18 protein-coding genes are annotated in these 20942 nt (G+C 40.7%); 10 read left to right on the forward strand and 8 right to left on the reverse strand.

Annotated elements, in window-relative coordinates; genetic code table 11:
• Positions 1-5: 5 nt before the first annotated feature.
• A complete protein-coding gene (locus ACVCDT_RS08830) occupies positions 6-1175 on the reverse strand; it encodes an isovaleryl-CoA dehydrogenase (protein ID WP_447132404.1) in 1170 nt (389 codons plus the stop codon).
• A complete protein-coding gene (locus ACVCDT_RS08835) occupies positions 1172-1567 on the reverse strand; it encodes a MerR family transcriptional regulator (RefSeq protein ID WP_447132405.1) in 396 nt (131 codons plus the stop codon). Before ACVCDT_RS08835 ends, ACVCDT_RS08830 begins: the two co-directional genes overlap by 4 nt.
• 206 nt (positions 1568-1773) lie before the next feature.
• On the opposite strand from ACVCDT_RS08835, the gene ACVCDT_RS08840 reads away from it, so the two are divergent.
• The 5 genes from ACVCDT_RS08840 (at position 1774) to ACVCDT_RS08860 (ending at position 7449) form a co-directional block, all read left to right on the forward strand.
• On the forward strand, positions 1774-2964 hold the full coding sequence (locus tag ACVCDT_RS08840) for a thiolase family protein (protein ID WP_447132406.1): 1191 nt from the start codon (positions 1774-1776) through the stop codon (positions 2962-2964).
• 81 nt (positions 2965-3045) lie between these two features.
• The gene (locus ACVCDT_RS08845; RefSeq protein ID WP_447132407.1) at positions 3046-3888 is read left to right on the forward strand and encodes an alpha/beta fold hydrolase; all 843 of its coding nucleotides are present in this window, start codon (positions 3046-3048) and stop codon (positions 3886-3888) included.
• Entirely contained in the window at positions 3885-5120 is a 1236-nt protein-coding gene (kynU, locus tag ACVCDT_RS08850; RefSeq protein WP_447132408.1) for a kynureninase, read from the forward strand. The genes ACVCDT_RS08845 and kynU overlap by 4 nt, the downstream gene beginning before the upstream one ends.
• A 94-nt stretch (positions 5121-5214) precedes the next feature.
• Complete coding sequence (locus tag ACVCDT_RS08855; RefSeq protein WP_447132409.1) at positions 5215-6684, forward strand: diguanylate cyclase; 1470 nt, start codon at positions 5215-5217, stop codon at positions 6682-6684.
• A 12-nt stretch (positions 6685-6696) separates the two neighbouring features.
• Entirely contained in the window at positions 6697-7449 is a 753-nt protein-coding gene (locus ACVCDT_RS08860; protein WP_447132410.1) for an SDR family oxidoreductase, read from the forward strand.
• Between the two features lie 4 nt (positions 7450-7453).
• Here ACVCDT_RS08860 and ACVCDT_RS08865 read toward each other — a convergent pair whose 3' ends face one another.
• On the reverse strand, positions 7454-9076 hold the full coding sequence (locus ACVCDT_RS08865; protein ID WP_447132411.1) for a response regulator: 1623 nt from the start codon (positions 9074-9076) through the stop codon (positions 7454-7456).
• Positions 9077-9295: 219 nt separating this feature from the next.
• On the opposite strand from ACVCDT_RS08865, the gene ACVCDT_RS08870 reads away from it, so the two are divergent.
• Entirely contained in the window at positions 9296-10207 is a 912-nt protein-coding gene (locus ACVCDT_RS08870; protein WP_447132412.1) for a WYL domain-containing protein, read from the forward strand.
• Positions 10208-10230: 23 nt separating this feature from the next.
• On the opposite strand, the gene ACVCDT_RS08875 is transcribed toward ACVCDT_RS08870, so the two are convergent.
• Positions 10231-10785 carry a hypothetical protein gene (locus ACVCDT_RS08875; RefSeq protein ID WP_447132413.1) on the reverse strand — a complete coding sequence of 185 codons (555 nt, stop codon included), beginning with the start codon at positions 10783-10785 and terminating at the stop codon, positions 10231-10233.
• A gap of 189 nt (positions 10786-10974) precedes the next feature.
• Here ACVCDT_RS08875 and serA point away from each other — a divergent pair, with 189 nt between their 5' ends.
• Positions 10975-12204, forward strand: coding sequence for a phosphoglycerate dehydrogenase (gene serA / locus ACVCDT_RS08880; RefSeq protein WP_447132414.1), 1230 nt, complete (start codon positions 10975-10977; stop codon positions 12202-12204).
• 41 nt (positions 12205-12245) lie between these two features.
• Here the strand turns inward: serA and ACVCDT_RS08885 are convergent, their stop codons facing one another.
• Complete coding sequence (locus tag ACVCDT_RS08885; protein ID WP_447132415.1) at positions 12246-13688, reverse strand: GAF domain-containing sensor histidine kinase; 1443 nt, start codon at positions 13686-13688, stop codon at positions 12246-12248.
• 80 nt (positions 13689-13768) lie between these two features.
• Positions 13769-14497 carry a 16S rRNA (uracil(1498)-N(3))-methyltransferase gene (locus ACVCDT_RS08890; RefSeq protein WP_447132416.1) on the reverse strand — a complete coding sequence of 243 codons (729 nt, stop codon included), beginning with the start codon at positions 14495-14497 and terminating at the stop codon, positions 13769-13771.
• Between the two features lie 609 nt (positions 14498-15106).
• Here ACVCDT_RS08890 and ACVCDT_RS08895 point away from each other — a divergent pair.
• The gene (locus ACVCDT_RS08895; protein WP_447132417.1) at positions 15107-15934 is read left to right on the forward strand and encodes a mechanosensitive ion channel family protein; all 828 of its coding nucleotides are present in this window, start codon (positions 15107-15109) and stop codon (positions 15932-15934) included.
• A 50-nt stretch (positions 15935-15984) separates the two neighbouring features.
• On the opposite strand, the gene ACVCDT_RS08900 is transcribed toward ACVCDT_RS08895, so the two are convergent.
• A complete protein-coding gene (locus tag ACVCDT_RS08900) occupies positions 15985-16785 on the reverse strand; it encodes a M48 family metallopeptidase (protein ID WP_447132418.1) in 801 nt (266 codons plus the stop codon).
• 128 nt (positions 16786-16913) lie between these two features.
• Here ACVCDT_RS08900 and ACVCDT_RS08905 point away from each other — a divergent pair, with 128 nt between their 5' ends.
• Entirely contained in the window at positions 16914-17393 is a 480-nt protein-coding gene (locus tag ACVCDT_RS08905) for a hypothetical protein (protein WP_447132419.1), read from the forward strand.
• Positions 17394-17450: 57 nt separating this feature from the next.
• On the opposite strand, the gene metK is transcribed toward ACVCDT_RS08905, so the two are convergent.
• Complete coding sequence (gene metK, locus ACVCDT_RS08910) at positions 17451-18596, reverse strand: methionine adenosyltransferase (RefSeq protein ID WP_447132420.1); 1146 nt, start codon at positions 18594-18596, stop codon at positions 17451-17453.
• A 259-nt stretch (positions 18597-18855) separates the two neighbouring features.
• On the opposite strand from metK, the gene tkt reads away from it, so the two are divergent.
• Entirely contained in the window at positions 18856-20850 is a 1995-nt protein-coding gene (tkt, locus tag ACVCDT_RS08915; protein WP_447132421.1) for a transketolase, read from the forward strand.
• Positions 20851-20942: the final 92 nt, after the last annotated feature.

Below are 20942 nucleotides of genomic sequence, written 5' to 3' on the forward strand. Positions count from 1 at the left end.
AGGTATTACACAGACTCTTTAAATAATTCGCGACCAATTAACATTCTGCGAATCTCTGAGGTACCTGCACCAATCTCATACAACTTAGCGTCTCTTAATAATCGTCCTGCTGGGAACTCGTTGATGTAACCGTTTCCACCTAACAATTGAATGGCATCTAATGACATTTTTGTGGCTAGTTCAGCTGAGTATAAAATAGCACCGGCCGCATCTTTACGGGTGGTTTCGCCACGGTCACATGAACGTGCCACTGCGTATACGTAAGCTCGTGCGGCGTTCATTTGGGTGTACATATCGGCAATCTTGCCTTGGATAAGTTGGAACTCACCAATAGATTGGCCAAACTGTTTACGGTCGTGAATATAAGGTACCACTAGATCCATACAAGCTTGCATTATGCCAATTGGTCCGCCAGATAAGACTAAACGCTCGTAGTCTAAGCCGCTCATTAATACGCGCACGCCGCCGCCTTCTTGGCCTAAAATGTTTTCTGCTGGTACTTCAACATCTTCAAATACTAGTTCACAGGTATTAGACGAACGCATACCTAATTTATCTAGTTTTTGAGCTTGGCTGAAACCTTTAGTACCACGTTCAACAATAAAAGCTGTCATGCCTTTGGCACCTGCTTTTACATCGGTTTTGGCATAGATAACAAAGGTATCGGCATCTGGACCATTAGTGATCCACATTTTATTGCCGTTTAAGACGTAGTGATCGCCTTTTTTATCAGCCCGTAATTTCATGCTAACCACATCAGAACCCGCATTGGGTTCACTCATGGCTAATGCGCCTATGTGTTCACCGCTGACTAACTTAGGTAAATACTTTTCTTTTTGTGCTTGTGTGCCATTTTTGTGAATTTGATTAACACACAAGTTTGAATGGGCACCATAACTAAGGCCAATACCTGCAGATGCTCGGCTGACTTCTTCCATGGCAATCACATGGGCTAAATAACCCATATCAGAGCCACCAAATTCTTCTTTTACCGTTACCCCTAATAATCCCATTTCGCCTAATTTTGGCCATAGTTCGTTAGGGAAGCTGTTATTTTCATCGGCTTTTTCGGCCAAAGGCGCGATTTCGTTTTGCGCAAAGTTGTATACGTGGTCACGCAACATATCGATTTCTTCGCCGAGACCAAAATTTAAAGTAGGGTAGGGAGCATTCATGCGTTTTGTCCTTGGGTTAGGGTATTGAGCTCTTCTTGACATCTGCCTTCAACTTCTTCGAGTTCGGCTTTAAGCATCTCAATATCTTCTAGTTGTTGTTGCATATGAGCACGTTTTTCAGAGGTCATTTTAAGCATAGCTTCGAGCTGTACTTTAGAATTCTGATGACTGTCATACAGATCAAATAAGGTTTTGGTTTCCGCTAGGGAAAAGCCTAAACGTTTACCTCGTAAAATAAGTTTTAAGCGAACCTGGTCTTTTTTAGAATAAATGCGGTTCTGGCCGCTTCTTGCGGGTTTTAATAAGCCTTGCTCTTCGTAAAAACGAATAGACCGGGGCGTGATGTCCATTGATTTTGCCAGTTCGCCTATGCTAAAAGTTTGTTCAGCCATCTTTTACTCATGTCATATACTAAAAAAATGTTAACAAGGTTTACGTTTACGTAAACTGAAAGTAAATGTAAAGTGTTAGGCTGTCAAAATCAATCATAGGCGAAGAATATTGTCTATGTTAGAAGAGTTAGTAACAGCCAAAGCGTGCAATTTCTTGTACGCTTTGTACAAAAGAATTATTCAAAAATTACAATAGAGGAGGTTTTATGTCTGATCATTCGGTGGTGATAGTTGCCGCTAAACGCACGCCTATGGGCGGCTTTGTAGGAAGTCTAGCACCCGTTACTGCTACTGAACTTGGGGCTAACGCTATCCAAGCTGTGTTGAATGAAAATGGGCTTCCGGCAGATTTAAAAGACAGCATAGACGAAGTGATCATGGGTTGTGTATTACCTGCAGGTTTAGGTCAATCACCAGCCAGACAAGCCTCACTTGCCGCTGGTTTACCATTAGCCAGCGGTGTAACCACCATCAATAAAGTCTGTGGTTCAGGTATGAAAGCATTGATGTTGGCACATGATTTAATTAAAGCTGACACTGCCCAAGCTATTATTGCAGGTGGCATGGAAAGCATGAGTAATGCCCCTTATTTATTGCCTAAAGCGCGCTCTGGCTACCGCATGGGTCATGGTCAAGTATTAGACCATATGATGTTAGATGGTCTAGAAAATGCCTATGATGGCCAAGCTATGGGCTGTTTTGCTCAAGCTACAGCAGATGCAGAAAATATTACCCGTGAACAAATGGATGAATTTGCCTTAGCTAGTTTAGAAAAAGCTAACCAAGCCCAAGCCCAAGCTTTGTTTAACGATGAAATATCACCTGTGACTATTAAAAGCCGTAAAGGTGAGTTAGTGGTAGATAGTGATGACGGCCCTAAACAAGCTAAACCAGAAAAAATTCCTTCATTGCGTCCTGCCTTTAAAAAAGATGGCACAGTGACGGCGGCAAACTCTAGTTCAATTTCTGATGGTGCCGCTGCACTGTTAGTTATGTCTGCTACTAAAGCCGCTGAATTGGGCTTAACTCCATTAGCTAAAGTGGTCGCCCATGCTTCGCACGCAATCGAGCCTGAAAACTTTACTGTTGCCCCTGTAGGAGCCATGCAAAAGTTATTAGACAAAGCAGGCTGGGATAAAGAAGAGGTAGACTTATTCGAAATAAACGAAGCTTTTGCCATGGTGACTATGTTAGCCATTAACAAGTTAGGTTTGGACAAAGACAAAGTGAATGTTAAAGGTGGGGCTTGTGCTTTAGGCCACCCTATTGGTGCTTCTGGCGCGCGTATCATAGTGACTTTGTTGCATGCGTTAAAACAACGTAACTTGAAAAAAGGTGTGGCGTCATTGTGTATTGGTGGGGGTGAAGCCACTGCTATAGCGGTAGAAATGTTATAAGTTGCTATTCAGCCTGTAACAAAATAATGTAATTAGGCGGTGCCTTGGCACCGCTTTTTGCATTTTAGAGGAGTTTAACTTTTGTATAAATTGTTTAACCTAGGGCTGGTTGCCTTGATCTTTAGCCAAACGTTACGGGCTGAGCCGATACGTTTTCCTAATATTGCCAATAATGTGCCTTATTCAGCGGTCACAGCTTTGCCTTTTGCTAAGCCTCAAAGCCAACTTGAGTATGGCCAATCAGACCAACAGTTTGCGCAGTTTTGGCCAGCTTCGGAACAAAACCAGTCAGATTTTCCTTATGTCATCTTTATTCATGGCGGCTGTTGGTTAAGCGCTTACAATATCGAACATTCCTATGCATTAACCACTGGGCTAGCACAAGCAGGCTTTAATGTATGGTCAATTGAGTATAGGCGCACAGGTCAAACAGCTGGGGGCTGGCCTAAAACCTTTGATGATGTGTTGTTGGCAATAAGAAGTATTGCAGGGCAAGATCCCACTAAATTTGATTTATCCAACGCAGTACTAGTGGGGCATTCGGCTGGTGGACATTTAGCTTTGTTAGCGGCAAGTCAACTCCCGCAAATTAAAGCTGTGATTGGACTGGCTGCAATTACTGATATTGCTAAGTATTCGTTAGGCAGTAACAGCTGCCAAAAAGTTACCAAAGATTTTATGGGGGCGACCTTAGCAGACAACCCCGCAATCTACGAATTGGCCAATCCGGTAAAACAAAAAGTGCATGCCTATAGTTATTTATTAAGGGGTGAAAAAGACATTATTGTTCCTGATAGTGAATTACCCAGCGCCCAGCATACTAATATAATTGTTGCCGGAGCAGGGCATTTTGATTGGCTACACCCAGGTTCAGATAGCTTTAAAAGCTTAGTTAAACAGTTAACTCAGATAGCAGAATTATGAATTTAGAGAAAATTAAACAACAAGACTTAAGCGACCCTTTAGCCAATAAAAAACAAGCGTTTTTAATTCCGCAAAACACTATTTATCTAGACGGGAACTCTTTAGGAGTATTACCTAAAACAGTGAAAAGCCGGGTTGCTGAGGTGGTGGCCAAACAATGGGGAGAAGATCTGATTACCAGCTGGAATCAACATGCTTGGATAGATTTACCCATTCAGGTGGGAGAAAAAATAGCCGCCTTAATAGGTGCTAAGCCAGGTCAAGTGATCAGTTGTGATTCAACTTCGGTTAATTTATTTAAGGTGTTGTCTGCTGCATTAAAATTAAACCCAACTCGGCATAAAGTTCTGTCGACCCAAGATAACTTTCCAACCGATTTATATATGGTGCAAGGTTTAACCAGTTTGTTAGGCCAAGATTTATGCGAATTAACCACAGTCAACGAAGATGACATAGAACAACATCTAAATGAGTCTGTGGCGGTATTAATGTTAACTCATGTGAACTTTAGAACTGGCAAAGTGTTAGACATGCAAAAACTTACCCAGTTAGCCCATGATAAAGGTATTTTGGTAATTTGGGATTTAGCCCATAGCGCTGGAGCCTTGCCGCTAAAACTAGATCAGTGTGAGGTAGATTTTGCGGTTGGCTGTGGTTATAAATATTTAAATGGTGGGCCGGGTGCCCCTGCTTTTTTATATGTGGCCGAGCGTCATTTGGCAAAAGCTAGTCAGCCTTTAGTGGGTTGGATGGGCCATGCTAAGCCTTTTGCTTTTTCGCCTATTTATCAAAGTGCTAACAATATTGAGCATTTCCAATGTGGTACTCCTAGTGTCATTGCTATGAGTGCATTAGATGCTGCTTTGGAAGTTTGGCAAGACGTAGATTTAGATTTGGTTAGGCACAAGTCATTGGCTTTAGGTCAGTTATTGATTGATTTAGTTGAGCAGCAGCCAAGCCTAGCAGACTTTGTATTGTGTTCTCCAAAAGATCAGTCTGAGCGAGGCAGCCAGGTTGCTTTTGCTCACCCCAACGCTTTTGAAATATGCCAAGCGCTAATTGCGCAAAATGTGATTGCCGACTTTAGGGCGCCAAATATATTACGCTTTGGGCTGACACCTTTGTATGTGTCTTTTGAAGATATCGCAAAAACTGTGAGTATTCTCAGTGAAATTGTCGAAAACCAGATCTACACTGAAAAACGATTTAATCAAACTCAAAAAGTCACTTAGGCACTTGAAGTTAAAGATTCATTGAGTTGCTTTTAAGTTCGTTGCATACTGAAACTAGGATCCCAAAGCCTATCATAACCATAAGTAAGTGAATATGAAGCTAACCATAGAGCGAGTAATACTTCGTCAGAAAACACTGACATGTGGGCTACTCTGTTGTTGGCTTTATTGCTTTGCTTTTTATCTACCAGCCCAAGAAGCGCAGCAGGACTCTCAAGATATTGTCCCCATCTTCCCTGATGTTAGCTATTGCATTGACCCAGACTGGTTGCCCTACGAAGCCATTCGTAATAATCAACATGTGGGTATGTCGGCAGACTATATGCGCTATATAGGCATTATGGCAGAGGTGAATTTTGTTTTAGTTAAAACCACCACTTGGGAAGAAACCTTAGCCAAGCTCAAGAGCGGTGAATGTGACGTAGCTAGCATGTTAAACAGTAGCCCTAAACGCAAAGAGTATTTAACTTTTACCCAAGCGTATTTTACTGGCACCAACGTGCTGGTTTCAAAAGATGATTTTGGGTTTATTCAAGGTTATGAACAAATTGGTGACAGAACTTTAGGTGCAGTTGCTGGATACAGGCATGCCGAATATATTGCTAATTATTATCCAGAAATTTCATTGCAATTAGTAGACAACGAAACCGCAGGTTTACAACTATTAGCCGATGGAAAAATTGATTTATTTATTGGCTCGTTATTGTCAATCAATGCCAAAATTCAAAAAAATGGTTTTCGTGAACTCTATATTTCTGGCATAGCTGAACCTCAAGATAGGTTAGCTATGGGAGTATCCAAGCAAAACCAAGCCTTAGTTGACCGTTTAGATGCTGCCATTGAGCAAATTCCTGAATGGTTACATGTAGAAGTCTATAAAGAATGGAATAACACTAAGGTAGTCACAGAAGTGGATTATAGCTACCTGTGGATAGCTGCAGGTATTTTTAGTTTAATTAGCTCGATTGGGTTGTGGCGGCAATGGTTAATTAAACAGTTTAATCAAACATTATTAAACAAAAATCAACAGCTTGAAGAGTTACAAAAGCAGTTGCTCGAAAAGAACAAGACACTAGAGTTTCTTTCAATGCGCGACCCACTTACCTCCATGTTTAATCGCAACTTTATGATCCAACGTTGTGAACAAGAGCGTCAGCATTGTTTGCGGCATAATCATTCTGCTTGTTTAATTATGTTAGACATTGATCACTTTAAACCCATTAACGATACCCATGGGCACTCAGTGGGCGATGCCGTATTAAAAGAGCTGGCGCAAATGGTGATGCAAACTGTGCGTGAAATGGATGTGGCGGCGCGTTGGGGCGGCGAAGAGTTTTTAATTTTATGTCCAACCTCAGAAAAAAAAGATGCCATGTTATTGGCAGAGCGGTTAAACAAAGTTGTAGCAGTGCAATCTTTTGAATCAGTTGGACAAGTTACTTGTAGTTTAGGGGTAGCCGAGTTTATTCCAAAAGAGTCCTTTATCCAGTGGTTTGATCGCGCTGATCAAGCGCTCTACCAAGCTAAAAATAATGGCCGAAACAAAGTAGTTTGGGCTGACTAATAAAGAGCAAGCATGCATTCTAAAAAAGTAGTGTTAATAACAGGAGCCAGCCGAGGTATTGGGGCCGCAACCGCTGTCCTATTTGCTAATAAAGGCTATGCGGTAGGTCTAAATTATTTAACCAACAAACAAGCTGCCGAGCAAATCATCCAACAAATTAAAGAGCTAGGGGTACCATGCCTGGCAGTGCAAGCTGATGTGTCTAAAGCTTCTGAAGTTGAACTTTTATTTAACCAAGTTGAGCAAAGCTTAGGGCCTATAACTGTGTTAGTGAATAATGTGGGCGTATTACAGCAACAATCCCGTCTAGACAACATCAGCCCAGAACGATTTTTACACATTTTAAATACCAATGTGATGAGCTGTTTTTTGTGTGCAAAACAAGCGGTTAAACGTATGTCTAGGCGTTACGGCAAAACGGGCGGCTCTATTGTTAATGTTTCATCATTGGCTTCGTTAACCGGTTCCCCTAATGAATATGTCGATTACGCCGCCTCCAAAGGTGCCATTGATAGTCTAACTAAAGGCCTAGCCAAAGAAGTGGCCAACGAAGGCATAAGAGTCAATGCAGTAAGGCCGGGATTAATTGAAACCGAGATCCATGGAGATGGGGGAGAAGCCAATAGAGTTGAGCGCTTAAAAAGTCACATTCCAATGCAAAGAGGTGGGCACCCAGAGGAAGTGGCGCAAGCCATATATTGGCTGGCTTCTGAGCAATCTAGTTTTACCACTGGCAGTTTTATTGATGTGGCTGGTGGTTTGTAGGTTGTTAGCCTAAGCCATCAAGATTGGTTCTTAGTTTATGGTATCTAAGCTGTTGTTCGTCAGATAAGGTGCTGTTTTCTATAGTTTTAATACATTTTTTAAGTAACTCGCTAGATACCCTTTCATGGCCCTTTTCAGCTGCTTTAGCGGCAATAGTTTGCAATAGATTTAAGGCGATAGCGATATTTTTAGGCATGATAGAAAAAGCTAGTGTAAAGGTTTGCATGGCGTTATCTATATCGCCACGTTGAAAAAAGTCTACGGCCTTATTGTTGAGCTCTTTAGAGCTAATTTTAATGTTCGACTTTTCTTCTTTTTCTTGATGAATATAGTGCAAAAATATGTCGTTTTGCTGGTCACTTTCTTTAGTGCGTTTTTCAACTTGTTCTAGAATTGCTTGAGCTCGTTCATGTAAGCCTAAATCATGAAAAATCTTGGCTTTATCCAGCAAAGCTTCTGGGTTTTCGTTATCCCAACTGCCTTCATCTAGTTGGTTAATTAAGGCCATGGCATTGTCTTTTTCATCTTCTAAATACAGCAGTCGGGCTTTTACTACTTTTAGCTGTTCTTCAATCTCTGCTTTGGGAAAGGCTTGCCTGAGTTGACGTACGTATTCTTTTGCTTGCCTGATTAGTTTTTCTGTATCTGAAGCCTCAGTGGTCATGGCGTAATCAATACCCGCCCTGGCCACGTTAATATAATTTTCGGGTTTATCGTGAATAGAGTTTTTGGCTAACCGTACTATTTTTTTAGCCGCTTCAAATTGGGTTTCATAGTCGTGAGTGATGCGCGAAAGATCAACTGCTGTTTTATGCCGCCTGATACTTCTAGGAGAAATTTCGGTGGCCATAAGTACACACTCTAAGGCTTTTTCAAAATCATTTTGTTTGATTTGTAAAGCTGTCAGTAAATCATAGGCGGCCAACTGAGAGTCGGGTTTAAAAGCTAAACGCAATACCAGCTTTTCCGCCGATTCATCTTCATCTAAACGTAAGTAACTATTTACTAAGCCTAACTGCGCCCATGTAAAAGTTTGCACTTTTAATACCGCTAAATAAAAGGTTTTGGCCTGTTCAAATTGGCCGCAGGCGGTCAACATTTCGCCTTTTATTTTTAACGCTATGGGAAAAAACTCAGAGTGTTTAGGGTTAGCTAAAAATAATTCCACTTCGGATAAAGCTTGGGAATATTGATTTTTTTCGATGCACAAATACACTGAATTTAAGGCTTTTTTGCGACTCAAAACACGGCTAAGTCGTCTGTCTAAATCTTTTACGGTAAAGGGTTTGGCTAAGAAGTCGTCTGGTTGTAACTCAATAATACTTTGCACTAAATCTGAATTGGTGTCGGCGCTGATAAACACAAAAGCTGTGCTTAAAGGTAGTTCACCATTGGTTTTGATTTCATCATAAAAATAATAACCGTCTTGTTCGCGCTTGAGGTTGTAAGAACAAATAATTAGATCAAAACGTTGGCTTCTAAGGGTGGTTAAGGCCTGATTTATTTTATCCACGTAGGTAATGTCACTGAAGCCTAATTCTTCCAGAGAATACTTCATATAGCCCTTAGCTAGGGCCTGATCATCTACGATCAAAACTTTGGTATTTTTAGCCAGCTGCGAATTCATTTGTTATCAATTTTCCTTCTGTGCATAGAGGTTATCGTATTTTTTGCAGAAATAATAAGCAGATAACGCATAAAAAATCAGCTTTTGTCCTGCTTTAGGGTATTTATGCCTGTTTTAGCGGGTTTTGGGAGCAAGGATTTTCATTAAACTTATCTAGCAAGTAATCATTTTGATTGCACCTTAAGAAGAAACCTTTTAGTATAGGTTTATCTAATCAAAATGAGTCGAACAAAAATGGACCAAACTGTAACAAACACAGATCAAAGTAAACTAGAGTTAGCGCAATTAAGCCACGCTCAAAGAGAGCGTCTAGCATTTATTGATTTTTCGTTACAGTTTTTTGGTCATGTGTCACGGGCAGATCTAATCGAAAGATTTAAAACAGGTTTGGCGGCAAGTACCCGTGACTTTAGTGCCTATAAACAATTGGCTGCAAATAATTTAGTGCTGCGCCATCAAACTAAAAACTACTATCGAACCGATGATTTTGCGCCAATATTTAAACATGATCCAGAAGCTATTTTAATGGCCTTAAGTAGAGGCTTTGGTAATGGTATTTCTATGCATGTGCAACCTTCTGAACAATGTTTTGATGCGGTACGTTTAATACACCCAAATAGCGCTATTATTGCCAGCATAATGCGGGCTATTCATAATAAAACCGCGCTTAAATGTGGTTATGTGTCGCTTTCTTCAGGTGAAACTCAACGCTCTATTGTGCCGCACTCTTTGATAAATAATGGTCATCGCTGGCATGTTAGGGCCTATGATCGCAAAAGTAATAGTTTTAGAGACTTTGTGGCGAGTCGTTTTACTCAAATTCAGCACTTAGCTGGGCCAGTGCATGTTCACGAAGCTAGCCCTTATGATCATCAATGGCAGGCAATAGTGGATTTAGTCTTGATCCCACATCCTAGTATTGCTCACCCTGAGGCCATTGAAATGGATTACAACATGCAAGAAGGTCAGTTGGAATTGCCTGCTAGAGCCGCTGTGGCAGCTTATATTCTAAGGCAATGGCAAGTTGATTGTTCAGGTCAAAAGCAAGCTTCTGCGCCAGGATTTCAATTGGCATTAGCTAACTTAGAGGTGCTAGCTAATATAGAAAACGTGGCATTGGTTAAAGGTTAAAGATGAAAGGGTAAATTTAAAGTCTAAGGATTAAAAAATAATACATAATCAAGCTTGGCGTGGCCCTCGGCTAATATTTTCGGGTCATCGAGATCCAAGATAACCCAGCCTTTATATTGAGACAGCCGCTCTAACAAGTCGGCGTTTTGAACTATGTTGCGCTTAGTTTGGTGGCCGGTACTTTGTTGCACAGCTTTTAGCAAATATTGAGCTTGAGATAAGTATAACAGCCAGTTTTGAGTTTCGGCTTGGGCCACTAGATGGGCTAGGTTCTTTTCAGTTTCACCTATGTAGTGTTTAGCCAGTAATTGGCAATCTACTACACAAACATCTCGTTCGGAGATACGCGCGCTATTTTGCAATTGTATAAGTTTGGCGCGACTATCCTTGCCACTAAATAAACTAATAACATTTTGCCCTTGGGCTGATCTAATCAGGCTATCTTTTAGTTTTACGATACTGCTGTTGGTCAGTGAGACTTCTTTGATTAGGGGCATAGGATCATTGAATATATGAATATAGGCTGCATAGCCTTGTTGGTAGTCACTAAACAAAGATTTATATAAAGCCTTATTCAAGGGATTTCTCCAAAAAACCGACTAAATTTAAACGAATTATAGCAAAGCCTAAAATGCCTAATTGCCAATAAGTCTTAACAATCTCTATTAATACTATTAATAGGCTTTCTTCTGCATTAAAACTCTGTTATTTTCAATTTCAAATAGACGTCCAGATGTCTCTAGTTAAACAGTCAATGGAAAAAGATCATGAGCAAAGTGTCGTTACCTAAAAACAAAATTAAAATCTTATTACTTGAAGGATTGCATCAAAGCACGTTAGACACATTGCATGCTAATGGCTACGAAAATATTGAATACCTAAAAACTTCATTGCCCGAAGATGAACTGATTAAAAAAATCAAAGATGTGCACTTCATTGGCATAAGATCAAGAACACAACTGACCGAAAAGGTCATTTCTGCAGCGAATAAATTGGTAGCTGTTGGATGTTTTTGTATAGGTACTAATCAGGTTGATTTACAAGCCACACAAAAGCGCGGTATTCCAGTGTTTAATGCACCTTTTTCAAATACTCGTTCAGTTGCAGAATTAGCCTTGGCCCAAATTATTATTTTACTAAGAGGCATACCTGAAAAAAATGCTAAAGCCCATAAAGGGATTTGGGATAAAAGCGCTGTTGGCTCTTATGAAGCGCGAGGTAAAACGTTAGGTATTATTGGATACGGACATATAGGAACTCAGTTAAGTATATTGGCTGAACATCTGGGGATGCGCGTTCAGTTTTACGATATTGAAAATAAATTGGTCTTGGGTAACTCAACCCAAGTAAAAAGCTTAAAACAGCTGTTGAACAGTTCTGATGTGATCAGTTTACACGTGCCAGAGACCACACAAACGCGCAATATGATTGGGCGTAAAGAGTTGGCTATGATGAAAGATGGTGCGATTTTAATTAACAATGCTAGAGGCACCATAATAGATATTGATGCCTTAGTAGAAGCATTAGAGTCAAACAAAGTTGCTGGCGCAGCTATAGATGTATTTCCAGTTGAGCCCAAATCAAATGACGATCTGTTTGAGTCACCTTTAACTAAGTTTGACAATGTTATTTTAACCCCGCATGTAGGGGGCAGTACTCAAGAAGCCCAGCAAAATATTGGCATTGAAGTCGCTGGCAAATTAGCTAAATATAGTGACAATGGTTCAACCTTATCAGCGGTTAACTTTCCTGAAGTGTCTTTGCCTGAGCATATTTCCCGTTCACGCTTATTGCACATTCATAAGAACACCCCAGGGGTGCTGACCCAAATTAACCAAACTTTTGCCGAAAAAGGAATTAATATTGCCGCGCAATATCTACAAACTAATGATGAGATAGGTTACGTAGTGGTGGATGTGGAAACGGATAGAGCAGAAGAAGCTTTTACTCAACTCCAACAAATTAAGGGCACAATTAAAACCCGAATTTTGCACTAGTTTTATGCCTAGCAGGGTGTGCTTCAACACACTCTGCTAGTTTAAGCTGGCACTACTATAGTGAATTCTACCCCTTTGCCTAATTCTGATTGGCAGTCTATGGTGCCCTTTAATACTTTCATTACAATATTGTTGCAAATATGCATGCCTAAACCACAACCGTCAGCTTCTCTGGCTAACGAAAAGAAAGGTTTGTAGATATTTTCAATGGTTTGTTGATCCATACCTTTACCATTATCTTTGTATTTTAATACTAGGTTTTTTAATCCAGAAGCCTGAGTTTCTAGCCTAGCCTGAATGGTAATTCTACCTATAGTGTTATCATCAAAAGCATGGTTGGCTGAGTTCATTATTAAATTAATTAACAGCTGACTAAATGCCCCTGGGTTGCTTTTGATGGTTAATTCACTATCAATATCCACACAAAATTTATGTGGAGTATGTTTTAATCTCGGCTTCAAAGACAGCAATACTTCATAAACATAATCACATAACACAAAACTTCGAATGTCTTCGCTGTCTTGATCTACTGAAAGTCGCTTAAAGGTTTGAATAAGCTCTACCGCTCTTTGCATATTGCGTTGAATAATATGCGAGGCCTCAACCGACTCTTTTAAATAGTTAATCAACTCAGAGCGTTTGAGCATGTCGTTGTCGAGCTTTTGCATACAATTGTCTTGCATATCACTTAAAAAGCTGGCGGCGGTTAACGACACGCCTATTGGGGTATTAATTTCATGGGTCAAACTAGACATCATAGTGCCTAAAGCCGCCATTTTTTCAATTTCTATCAACTGACCTTGTACTTCAGTGCGTTGCGCAACAGCCTTTTTAAGTAAACTGGTGGCTTCTGCTGTGGCTTCTTTTTGCGCTAAATATTGGTGTTGAATAGCAACTTTTTGTTGTAAGGCTTTGGTTTTACTTTTTGAGTGATTAATTAACGCACTCATGCTTTGCCTGGCTTGTTGTAACCATAACAACTCTGATTTATTGGCTTTTTTGGGAGCATTAAATAATAAGACTATACAGCCATTAATTGCATGTTTGCTGCCATTAATAGGTATCAACCAGCTAGCCACTGTATTCAAGGCTTTAGCTTGAGGATGGACTTTTGGCCAAGCATTGCCAGCATATATATCAGCGGTACACAGGCTTTGACCTGATTTTATGCTCTTGCTGGTATTTTCGTGAATAGGATCTAAATAATCTTGGATAAATTGTTCGATAAAGGTTGAATAAGCACAATCTTTAGCTAAACGGGTGCGAAATATTTGTTTTTTAGCATCAAACAGCAACACTTTGCAGTAGTCACTATTTAAGATTTTCACTAGACAGTCAGTAATAGCCGACAAGCTTTCATCTAAGCTGCCACCATTTAGCGACTTTTCCATGGCTAACGCGCAGGTATTGTCTAACATGCGCTGAAATTTCAACGCTGTATTTTTTTCACCTTCATGGCTGGATATGAGTTGTAAAGCGGGCATAGTTTTTATTATTTTTATTTGTACAACTAAGACCAGTTAAAACTACCATAAATTAATCAATTGTAAAGTTCTACAAGCCGTTACAAATCACCGTGTATGGCCTGTAAGGCTGATATGGCGGTAATTGCTGCAGTTTCTGTGCGCAAGGTTCTGGGGCCTAACTGAATGGTTTGAAAGCCATTTTGTTCTGTTTGATAAATTTCTTGGTCGGATAACCCTCCTTCAGGACCAATTAAAAGTCTTGCCCCATAAGCTGGCATTTTAATGTGCCTAAAGGCTTTTTCTGCCCTTGGGTGCAAGGTTAACCTTAATTGATTGGTTGATAGATGTATCCAGTCGGTGAATAAAGTAGGGGGATTAAGCACTGGCAAAACGTTTCTGCCGCATTGTTCACATGCACCAATGGCCAACTTCTGCCATTGTTGATGCTTTTTGGCCCATCGACTTTCATCTAATTTAACGCCACAGCGTTCGGTTATCAGGGGGGTAATTTCTGTCACGCCTAGTTCAATAGACTTTTGGATCACCCAATCCATTCTATCGCCGCGTGATATACCTTGGCCTAAATGGATATTTAATGGAGACTCAATGCTGAGTGATAACACTGAATCTACATTGACTATTACTTTGCGTTTTTGTACTTCAATAAAGTGAGCGCTGTATTCGTTGCCGTCACCATTAAATAACACTAAGGGCTGACCCGCTTTGGCTCTTAATACATTAGCCACATGATGGGTGGCATCATCGGTTAATTCAATTTGTAAATCTGTGGCTAAAGGAGCGGGGTGATAAATTCTGCTAATGCGCATGGAAATCTCAGTTTTTTACATAATGCTATATCAAAACATTAGTTAGTGCTTGGGTTCTAACCTTATTAGAACCCATATAATTTAAGGAAGGATGGTACTTTTGCTTAGCTAATTAACAAGTTTTATCTTTGAAATAGCTTGGATTAATTTACCTCAATCGCATGGGTGGTATCAATTGGCCCTGAACCTTGTCGACCATGAGTATAATTGTTGACGTCTTTACGGGCGAATTTGGTGTTTTTACCTTTCTCTCGTGATAAAGAAAAAGCCAGAAGTACAACTAGAGTTGTACCTAAAAGGTATACAAATAACATTTTCAATTCCTTTAAAAATATTAGACCTGCAATTTACAGGGTCGATATTATAGCACTAGATGTTAGAGAAACAAAAAATAAACAGTCATTATATGAGTAAATAACTCTAGACTATTTTGCCAGCATCGTCATGTTTTGAAAATGAATAAATGATGAAATTTTAAACAAGTTTATTTGTTTTAAAAACATAATGTTCTATCAGATTTTCATGAACTAATTGATTATCTTAAACATTTAGCCAGAATGTATTGAGGCGAAGTGATTTTTAAAAAAAGTAAATAAAACGGAGAACCTAATGTTTGGATTAGACGCTGAAAAAATGACCCATTTAGTTAACACCTATGTTATTCCTTGGGGCATCAATATAGTGATGGCCATTGCTATATACCTTATTGGTAAATTTATTGTTGGCATATTAGTTAATATTTTTGGCAAAGTGATGGCTCGCTCTAAATATGACGATATGTTAGTGGATTTTGTGCAGTCCATTGTGCACGCCGTATTAATGCTATTTGTTATAGTGGCCGCGCTTGATGAGCTTGGGGTTAATACCACTTCTATGGTCGCCATTTTAGGTGCAGCGGGTTTAGCCATTGGTTTATCACTACAAGGTTCATTACAAAACTTTGCTTCTGGTGTGATGCTGCTGGTATTTAGACCTTTTACCGCAGGAAACTTTGTTGATGCTGGTGGCGAAATGGGCACAGTTAAAAGTATAGGTATTTTTACTACCACTATGACCACAGGTGATAATAAAGAAATCATTATCCCTAACGGCAAAATTTATGGTGGCAACATTACTAACTTTTCAGCTAAAGAAACCCGTCGTATAGATATGGTTGTTGGTATTAGTTACGACAGCGACCTGAAAAAAGCCAAGGCCATATTAAATGAAATGGTTGAAGCTGATGAGCGTATTTTAAAAGATCCAGCACCTAAAGTTGCAGTATCAGAGTTAGCCGATAGCAGCGTTAACTTTATTGTTCGTCCTTGGGTGGCTTCGGGTGATTATTGGCCAGTTAAGTTTGATTTCACTGAAGCGGTTAAGTTACGTTTTGACGAAGAAGGCATAGTGATTCCTTATCCTCAAATGGATGTGCACGTACACAAATCAGAGTCTTAACATTTAGACGTTAATCAATAAATGCCGCAGATACTGCGGCATTTTTATTTTTACTGTGTGCAGTTGGCTTTTACCGGCGCAGCTTGGTAAGTTTGCCACGCCTGACTCATATTTTTATTTAAATGATTAATACGGGTACTAGGGTTAGGGTGAGTAGATAACAATTCTGGCTGCCTATTGCCGTTACTGGCTTTAGCCATGTTTTGCCATAAATTCACTGATTGTTTGGGGTTAAAACCAGCTTTAGCCATTAAATCTAAGCCTATCAAATCTGCTTCGGTTTCGTGGGTGCGGCTAAATGGTAGTTGTACGCCAACTTGCACCCCTAAGCCTAATCCCGCCATGATTAGCCCACTACTCGCAATATTATTGGTTTGCAATAATTGATTGGTGACTTCCATGCCTACGCCTATTAAAGCGCTGCTCGACATTCTTTCGTTACCGTGTTCGGCAATGACATGTCCCACTTCGTGGCCAATCACCGCGGCCAATTGATCTTGGTTTTCGCTCAGTTCTATTAGGCCAGTGTACACCCCAATTTTACCACCAGGTAGGGCAAAAGCATTGACCTGTGGGTCGTCAAAGACCACTAATTCCCATTCTCCATCAAATACCGATTTAGGCACATGTTGAGTTATGGCATCGGCAATACATTTTACATATTGATTGGCCACGGGTTGAGTTAAGACCTTTTGTTCACTTTTCATGCTATCAAAGGCTTGTTGCCCCATACCAGCTAATTGCGCCTCAGAAAATAACTTTAGTTGACTGCGGCCGGTGGGAGAAGTGGAGCAGGACAATAAGCCCAAGCATAAAATTGAACATACAAATGTGTGGCGTAACAAAGCCATAGGGAACTCCTTTTTATAAAAACATCGATGAATATATCAAAACAATAGCAACTCGATTAAGCTTATGTTCAGTTTCAAAAGGCTAGATTGATCTTGAGCCTATCAATAATTACCTATAGAAAAAAGCCATGCCTAATTATCGTATATTATTTATTGTTTTATTTGCTTTAGGGTTTAACAGCAGTTGCGCTAATTCAGATCACTTTGATCCACAGGCAAAAAATCAATTTGTGACTGAATTTTATGCATGGGTTGAAGGAGTCGAAAAAGTAAAATTTCAATCTTATGCGGGTCAAGCTGCAGCTATAGGGGCAGTAGATGGATTGTTACACAATCTAGATGGCAACAGAGAAGATATGTTAGCTGGCTTACTGGTAGGTGGTTTATTTGGTGGGCTAGTTACCGCGTTATTTGAAGGTGATAATACTGGCTACGAATATCAGCTGGCAGCAATAGATGGTGATCGAGTCAATGTTATTGCCAGTCATAAACCTGCAAGTGTTGGACAATGTGTCTCTGTTATTGTGGCGGGTAAAGTGAAAATTAGCCCACTGCCAGAAGCCTTATGTGAGTCGGAAGAACAGCAATTTATGGCACAGGAACTATAAAAAAAGCGCCTGAGTGTTAGGCGCTTATTTATTAGTGGTACAGGTAGCGGTACAGGACTAAATGCTAGCTTTGAGTTGCGCCGCTAAATCGGTTTTTTCCCAAGGGAATTCATCACGACCAAAGTGACCATATGCAGCCGTGGCTTGGTAAATTGGACGTTCTAAATCTAACATCTGAATTAATCCATAAGGTCTAAGTTCAAAGTGTTCACGTACAATTTGCACTAACTTAACGTCAGACACCTTACCGGTACCAAATGTATCTATATTAATTGAGGTAGGCTCTGCCACCCCTATGGCGTATGAAATTTGAATTTCACATTTGTCGGCTAAACCTGCCGCCACAATATTTTTAGCTACATAACGGCCTGCATAAGCTGCAGAACGATCAACTTTAGAGGGATCTTTACCCGAGAAAGCCCCGCCACCGTGTCTAGCCATGCCGCCATAGGTATCAACAATAATTTTGCGACCTGTTAAGCCACAGTCACCCATTGGTCCGCCAATCACAAAGCGACCAGTTGGGTTAATAAAGTACTTAGTATTTTTGCTTAACCACTTTTCTGGTAAAACCGGTTTTATAATTTCTTCCATTACCGCTTCACGCAAATCAGCGGTACTGATACTTTCATCATGTTGGGTAGACAATACAACTGCATCTATTGCTACTGGCTCATTATCTTCGTATACAAAAGTGACTTGGCTTTTGGCATCGGGGCGTAACCAATTCAAGCTGCCATTTTTGCGCACTTCAGATTGGCGCTTAACTAAGCGATGTGAATAGGTAATAGGAGCTGGCATTAATACATCGGTTTCATTACTGGCATAACCAAACATTAAACCTTGGTCACCGGCACCTTGCTCTTCTGGTGATTGACGATCCACACCCTGATTAATATCAGGAGACTGCTTACCTATGGCATTTAAAATGGCACAAGAGTCTGCATCAAAGCCCATATCTGAATGTACATAACCAATTTCTTTAACGGTTTTGCGGGTAATTTCTTCAATATCCACCCAAGCCGAAGTGGTGACTTCACCACCCACTAATACCATACCTGTTTTGACAAAAGTTTCGCAGGCAACTCGGGCTTTGGGATCTTGAATTAAAATAGCATCTAAAACCGCATCAGAAATTTGATCGGCAATTTTATCTGGGTGACCTTCAGAGACAGACTCAGAGGTAAACAAATGTGAGGTCATAATAGAGAAACCTTAACTAACAAAAAATATGCCGGCTATTTTAACGCTTTTTTTATAAATTGCCAGTCTTTACTTCTAGAAGTCTAGATGTCTAATTTGATTTTTAACTAAGGTGGATAAAAAAGTCATAGCAAATTGCCCCTTCTTAGGGCATTTAGCATTGCAGTTAATCGCTAGCTAATACAAAATGCCTAGCTAACTAAAAGGTGCTAAAAATCGTTACGGCACTCACTTAATATTCGATCAGTCAGGAGAATTCATGTCCTCATCACGTCAAAACCTCGCCAACGCCATTCGTGCTTTAAGTATGGATGCCGTACAACAAGCAAATTCAGGCCATCCAGGTGCACCTATGGGCATGGCTGATATTGCGCAGGTGTTGTGGTCAGACTTTATGCACCATAACCCTAATAATCCTGATTGGGCCAACCGAGACCGTTTTGTGTTATCTAATGGCCACGGTTCTATGTTGATTTATTCGTTGTTGCATTTAACTGGCTACAACCTGCCTATCGAAGAATTAAAAAACTTTCGTCAATTGCATTCAAAAACCCCAGGTCACCCTGAATATGGTTACGCCCCAGGTGTTGAAACCACAACCGGTCCATTAGGCCAAGGTATAAGCAATGCCGTAGGTATGGCCATTGCCGAAAAGACCCTAGCGGCGCAATTTAACCAAGCCGACTTTGATATTGTTGATCACTTCACTTATTGCTTTTTAGGTGACGGCTGTTTAATGGAAGGGATTTCGCACGAAGCTTGTTCATTAGCTGGTACTTTAGGGCTTGGCAAATTAGTAGCCTTTTGGGATGACAACGGCATTTCTATTGATGGGCATGTTGAAGGTTGGTTTACCGATAACACCCCAGCACGTTTTGAGTCATATGGCTGGCATGTTATTGCCGATGTAGACGGACATGATCCACAGGCCATTAGTGATGCAATAAAAGCTGCTAAAGCCGAAACTAACAAACCTACCCTTATTTGTTGTAAAACCATTATAGGTTTTGGTTCGCCAAATAAATCAGGTACCCATGGTTGTCATGGTGCTCCCCTAGGTGATGACGAAATTAAAGCGGCACGTGAATTCTTAAACTGGCCTCATGCACCTTTTGAGATCCCTGCCGATATTTATGCGGGTTGGGATGCCAAACAAGTAGGTGGTGAAAAAGAACAGCAATGGCAAGCTAAGTTTGACGCTTATGCCAAAGCTCACCCAAGTCTAGCGGCAGAACTTAAACGCCGTTTAGCTGGTGAGTTGCCCGCTGACTTTGATGCTAAAGCCGATGCCTTTATTCAAGCCTCGCAAGATAAAGCTGAAAATATTGCTAGCCGTAAAGCGTCGCAAAACGCCATTGAAGTGTTCGCCACTATGCTTCCTGAAGTACTAGGCGGTTCGGCAGATTTAGCCGGCTCTAACCTTACTTTGTGGTCGGGTACTAAGGGCATAACAGCCGACGATGCCAGCGGCAACTACCTGTATTACGGGGTGCGCGAATTTGGCATGAGCGGCATTATGAATGGTATTGGATTACACGGTGGCTTCCGCCCATTTGGGGCTACCTTCTTAATGTTTATGGAATATGCGCGCAACGCCGTACGTATGTCAGCCTTGATGGGCATTCCAAATATATTTGTGTACACCCACGATTCAATTGGTCAGGGTGAAGATGGACCGACTCACCAGCCTATAGAGCAGCTAGCCAACTTGCGTTTAACCCCAAATTTAACAACTTGGCGTCCTTGTGATGCTGCCGAATCGGCAGTTGCTTGGAAAGCGGCATTAAAGAACAACTCTGGTCCAAGTGCATTAGTATTTAGTCGCCAAGGCTTACCTGCTCAAGCACGAAGTGCAGAACAGTTAGCCAATATCGAAAAAGGTGGCTACATATTAAAAGACTGTGCCGGCACTCCAGAGGTTATTTTAATTGCCACTGGCTCTGAAGTAGGTATTAGCATAGAAGCAGCGCAAACCCTAACTGAACAAGGTATGGCCGTTCGCGTTGTATCTATGCCAAGTACTACAGTGTTTGACCAGCAAGACGCCGCATACCAAGAGCAAGTCTTACCTAAATCTGTGACTAAGCGTGTGGCAGTTGAAGCTGCGCATGTGGATTTTTGGCACAAATATATAGGTTTTGGAGGGAAAGTCGTGGGTATGTCAACCTTTGGTGAATCTGCCCCAGGTGCCGCGTTACTTAAGCACTTTGGGATAACAGCCGAAGCCGTGGTTTCAGCGGCCCAGTCTTTATAGTTAAGATACCAATCAAACAAAGGCGCCATACAGCGCCTTTGTTTTATCCCAGATAAAATAAACAAGCCTAGGCTTAAGGTGAAAAAAACGCG

It is taken from the genome of Paraglaciecola aestuariivivens (assembly GCF_052983255.1).